This is a genomic window from Pseudomonas sp. SDO5522_S412 (assembly GCF_054071215.1).
The window spans coordinates 1-255 of record NZ_JBSVWQ010000465.1 but is presented as its reverse complement, the minus strand read 5'-3'; the positions used below and the strand labels follow the sequence as shown (position 1 = coordinate 255).

Genomic DNA, 255 nt, shown 5'->3' with positions numbered 1-255 from the left:
CAGCGTCAGCATCAGCATCAGCATCAGCATCAGCATCAGCATCAGCATCAGCGTCAGCGTCAGCGTCAGCATCAGCATCAGCATCAGCATCAGCGTCAGCGTCAGCGTCGGCATCAGCATCGGCGTCCGCATCAGCATCAGCATCCGCGTCAGCATCAGCATCAGCATCAGCATCAGCGTCGGCATCGGCATCGGCATCGGCATCGGCATCAGCATCAGCATCAGCATCAGCGTCAGCGTCAGCGTCAGCGTCAG

The 255-nt window shown here is 59.2% G+C and carries 1 protein-coding gene; it reads right to left on the bottom strand.

Annotation, left to right across the window (positions count from 1 at the left end; all coding sequences use genetic code 11):
- Positions 1–255, bottom strand: a 255-nt coding sequence (locus tag ACW9I6_RS32455) for a hypothetical protein (RefSeq protein ID WP_457340249.1), incomplete at both ends; no start/stop codon positions are given.